The following is a 4162-nucleotide window of genomic DNA, read 5'->3' as shown; positions in this document are numbered from 1 at the left end:
CCCCCGGGCCCCGCCATCAGCAACTCCGGCGGCAGCAGCCGCCCCGCCCCCGAGGCCGCCGACCGCTCGACGAACCCCGCGAGCGCGCCCCACGGCTCGTCGTCGCGGGCCAGCGCCTCCAGGGCCCTGTCCGTCAACCGCTGCGTCTCCTCCGCGGCGATATGCCGCACCAGTGCCTCCTTGTTCGGGAAACGCCGGTACACCGTGCCCACACCAACCCTCGCCCGGCGCGCCACCTCCTCCATCGGCGCGCCATAACCCTGCTCACCGAACACATCCCGCGCCGCGCTCAGCACATGCCGCAGATTGCGCTGCGCGTCCACGCGCAAAGGCGCCGCCGCTTTCGCCTCCGCACGCCCTTCGGCACGGCCTCGCTCAACCGAGGACGGCGATCGCGTGCCGTCCTCGGATCCTCTGATCCGCATATTCAATTCCCCCGGTGCAGCGGACGCTCCCCGAAAAGACGCCGCGTGTAGTAAGGATGACGAACATAGTTGAGGGCACTGACACTGAGAAGCGCCCTGAGAAGCACGGAGCGGAACCGCGGGATCACGGCGGTCGCACCGTGCCGCGCCGCACCCTCCCGTGCCGCCCCCGATCGGAGCAGCCGCACGTCCAACCTGTGGACAAACAGCCACCCACGGGTGCCTTATGGACAGGTGACCAAGCAACCCGCCCACATCGTGGTGGCCGGCGGCGGCCATGTCGGCCTCTACACCGCACACCGCCTCCAGCGCCGACTCGCGCGCGAGCTGCGGCGCGGCGACGTCCGGATCACCGTGATCAGCCCGGATCCGTACATGACCTACCAGCCCTTTCTCCCCGAGGCCGCCGCCGGCTCGCTCTCTCCCCGGCACGTGGTCGTCCCGCTCCGCCGCGTGCTCCCCCGGTGCCGTTTCCTCGCCGGCGAGGTCACCGCCGTCGACACCGGGGCCCGCACGGTCCATGTCCGGACGCCGGTCGGCGAGGACGCGGACGCTGAGCCACTCCGGGTCAGCTACGACGAACTGGTGCTGGCACCTGGTTCCATCTCCCGCACGCTCCCCGTCCCCGGCCTCGCCGACCACGGCATCGGCTTCAAAGGCGTGGAAGAGGCCATCGGCCTGCGCAACCACGTCCTGGAGCAGCTCGACATCGCCTCCTCCACCCGGGACAGCGCGGTCCGCGACGCCGCCCTGACCTTCGTCTTCGTCGGCGGCGGCTACGCCGGCGTCGAAGCGCTCGCCGAGCTCCAGGACATGGGACGTTTCGCGTGCCGTTACTACCACAACATCCGCCCGGAGGAGCTGACGTGGATCCTGGTCGAGGCAACCGGCCGCATCCTTCCGGAAGGGGGTGAGCAGATGGGCACCTACGCGCTGCGCGAGCTGCGCGGACGCAACGTCGACGTCCGGCTCTCCACGCGCCTCGAATCCTGTGAGAACCGCACCGCCGTCCTCAGCGACGGCTCACGCCACCCCACCCGCACCCTGGTGTGGACCACCGGCGTCCGGGCCCACCCCGTGCTCGCCTCCTGCGGCGTCCCCCTCGACGACCGCGGTCGCGTCCGCTGCACCCCGGCCCTCCGCGTCCGGGACGTCGACCACGTCTGGTCCGCGGGCGACGCCGCCGCCGTCCCCGACCTCACCCGTGACGGCCGGGCCCTCTGCGCCCCCAACGCGCAGCACGCCGTGCGCCAGGCCCGCCGCCTCGCCGACAACATCACGGCCACCCTCCGCGGCAAGCCGCCCACCCACTACCGCCACCGCGCCGTCGGCTCCGTCGCCTCCCTCGGCCTCCACAAGGGCGTCGCGCGCATCCGCGGCAGGCACGTCAAGGGCCTCCCGGCCTGGCTGATCCACCGCGCCTACCACCTCGGCCGCGTTCCCACGTTCAACCGGAAGGTGCGCGTGCTCGCCGAATGGACCCTTGCGGGATTGTTCAGACGTGAGATCGTCTCCCTCGGCTCGCTCGAACACCCCCGCGCCGAGTTCGAGCTCGCCGCCGGCACCGGACGCCCCCCCGAACGCACCTGACCGCGACCCGGCATGTGACGATGGGTGTGCTGCCGCTCAGCGAAGAGTAGACGTACAAACCAGAACGAATCAGATCGGAAAGTTGTGAATTTGACGCGCTGGGGCATCCGGCTGCCCGGGGCACAGCGGCGCCACGGCGCCGCCGGAGCGGAGGCCGGCAGCGTGCCGGCCGCCCGCGGGAGCGAGCGCCAGGGCCTCGCGCCCAGAGGGCAGAAGAGCCACGGCGTCGATCCCCAGGCCATCCACGAACTGCTCGGCCAGGTCCAGGCGCCCGTCGCCGTCGTCCGCGGCCCCGACCACCGAGTCGCCTATGTCAACGCCGCCTACGCCGCGCTCTTCGGCCACCGCGCCCCCGGCGCACCCGCCCGCGCGTCCCTCACCGAGCTCGCCGAGATCGGCCTGCTCCCCCTGATGGACCAGGTGCAACGCAGCGGCACCCCCCGCACCCTGAAGTCGCGCAGCGTCCCCGGCACCGCCCGCGACAGCTACTTCACCTTCACCTGCACCCCCGTCGAACTCGCCGCCACCGCCGAGGCCCCCGCCCAGCGCGGCGTCCTCGTCTTCGCCGCCGACGTCACCGACCAGGTCGTCTCGGCCGAGCGCCTGCGGGAGAGCGAGAGCCAGCAACGCGCCGCCGCCGTGACCCTCCAGCGCAGCCTGCTGCCCCAGCGCCTCGAACAGCCCGACGACCTCCGCGCCGCCGCCACCTACCAGCCCGGCGGCATCGACGCCGCGGTGGGAGGCGACTGGTACGACGTGATCACCCTGGGCGCCGGGCGCACGGCGGTGGTGATCGGCGACGTCATGGGCCGGGGCGTGCGCGCCGCCGCGGTCATGGGCCAGCTGCGCACCGCCGTCCGCGCCTACGCGCGCCTCGACCTCCCGCCCCACGAGGTCCTCCAACTCCTCGACGGCCTCGCCACCGACATCGACTCCACCCAGATCGCCACCTGCCTCTACGCCGTGTACGACCCCAACGAGGGCGCGCTCACCTACGCCTCCGCGGGCCACCTCCCGATCTTCATCCGTGAGACGGACGGCTCCGTCCGCCGCGTCGCCGAGCCCACGGGCCCCCCGCTGGGAACGGGCGGCTGGATCCACACCTCCGGCGCCGTCCCCTTCGGCCCGGGTGCGACGGCCGTCCTGTGCACCGACGGCCTGGTGGAACGGCGCGACGCCGACATCGACGAGGGCCTGGACGCGCTGGAGCGCGCGGTGGCCGGCGCGGGGGACACCCCGCAGATCATCTGCGACCGCCTGCTGCGCGCCCTCGGGATCACCGAGGACCACGACGACGACGTGGCGATCCTCGTCCTCTCCTGCCCCGCCCGGCAGGGCGAGGAGGCCGACCTCTTCCGCGGCGCCGCGCTCGACCTGCTCGGCGGGGTCGAGGCCGCGCCACGGGCCCGCGCGTTCGCCGACGGCGTGCTGGCCAGCTGGCGGTTCCCCGAGGAGCTGCGCGAGCTCGGCGTCCTGGCCGCGAGCGAGCTGGTGGCCAACTCCCTCAAGCACGGCCGCGCCCCCATGGGCCTGCGCCTGCGGCGCACCGACCGCAGGCTGATCGTGGAGGTCACGGACGGGGACGAGCACCTGCCCCGCCGCCAGCAGGCCCAGCCCGCCGACGAGGCGGGCCGCGGCATCGCGGTGGTCGCCACGATCGCGGCCGAGTGGGGCGCCCGCCGCCTGCCCGAAGGAGGCAAGGCGGTGTGGGCGGAGTTCGCCCTCCCGGGCTCAAGTTGACGCTGTCGTCCGGCGGGCGTAACGTAGCCCGAGCGCTCTTGACAGGGCGCACTCCTACCACTGCCTATAACCCGTTGAGGGTTTATTCGGGCTGTCTGGAATTGGGGTCCCGGGGCCGGATTTGAAATTCGGTGGGGATTGCTTCTAGAGTGGTGGACACAACGAAGGGAAACGCCCGGAGGGCCCTGAAAGGGGCTCGATGGAAGTGTCCGTTCCTTGAGAACTCAACAGCGTGCCAAAAGTCAATGCCAGATTTACTGCGTTGATATGACGTAGATATGTTTTGAAATGTTCAGCGAGAGTCTGTTCTCGGTGGATTGCTTTGAGCATTCACGGAGAGTTTGATCCTGGCTCAGGACGAACGCTGGCGGCGTGCTTAACACATGCAAGTCGAACGCTGATCCGGT

3 protein-coding genes and 1 rRNA gene are annotated in these 4162 nt (G+C 71.6%); 3 read left to right on the top strand and 1 reads right to left on the bottom strand.

Annotation, left to right across the window (positions count from 1 at the left end; genetic code table 11):
- Nucleotides 1-425, bottom strand: a 425-nt coding sequence (locus ADY01_RS33620; protein ID WP_049580550.1) for a helix-turn-helix domain-containing protein, incomplete at its 3' end; no start/stop codon positions are given.
- Nucleotides 426-659: 234 nt separating this feature from the next.
- Between ADY01_RS33620 and ADY01_RS33615 the strand changes: the two genes are divergently transcribed.
- The 3 genes from ADY01_RS33615 to ADY01_RS33605 form a co-directional block, all read left to right on the top strand.
- A complete protein-coding gene (locus ADY01_RS33615; protein ID WP_049580549.1) occupies nt 660-2015 on the top strand; it encodes an NAD(P)/FAD-dependent oxidoreductase in 1356 nt (451 codons plus the stop codon).
- Between the two features lie 84 nt (nt 2016-2099).
- On the top strand, nt 2100-3755 hold the full coding sequence (locus ADY01_RS33610; RefSeq protein WP_049580548.1) for an ATP-binding SpoIIE family protein phosphatase: 1656 nt from the start codon (nt 2100-2102) through the stop codon (nt 3753-3755).
- A gap of 329 nt (nt 3756-4084) precedes the next feature.
- A 16S ribosomal RNA gene (locus tag ADY01_RS33605) occupies nt 4085-4162 on the top strand; the annotation flags it as partial.

The organism is Streptomyces sp. SBT349, from assembly GCF_001083795.1.
Classification (GTDB): domain Bacteria; phylum Actinomycetota; class Actinomycetes; order Streptomycetales; family Streptomycetaceae; genus Streptomyces.
The sequence above is the reverse complement of the archived record's forward strand: the minus strand, read 5'-3'. Positions and strand labels throughout refer to the sequence as shown.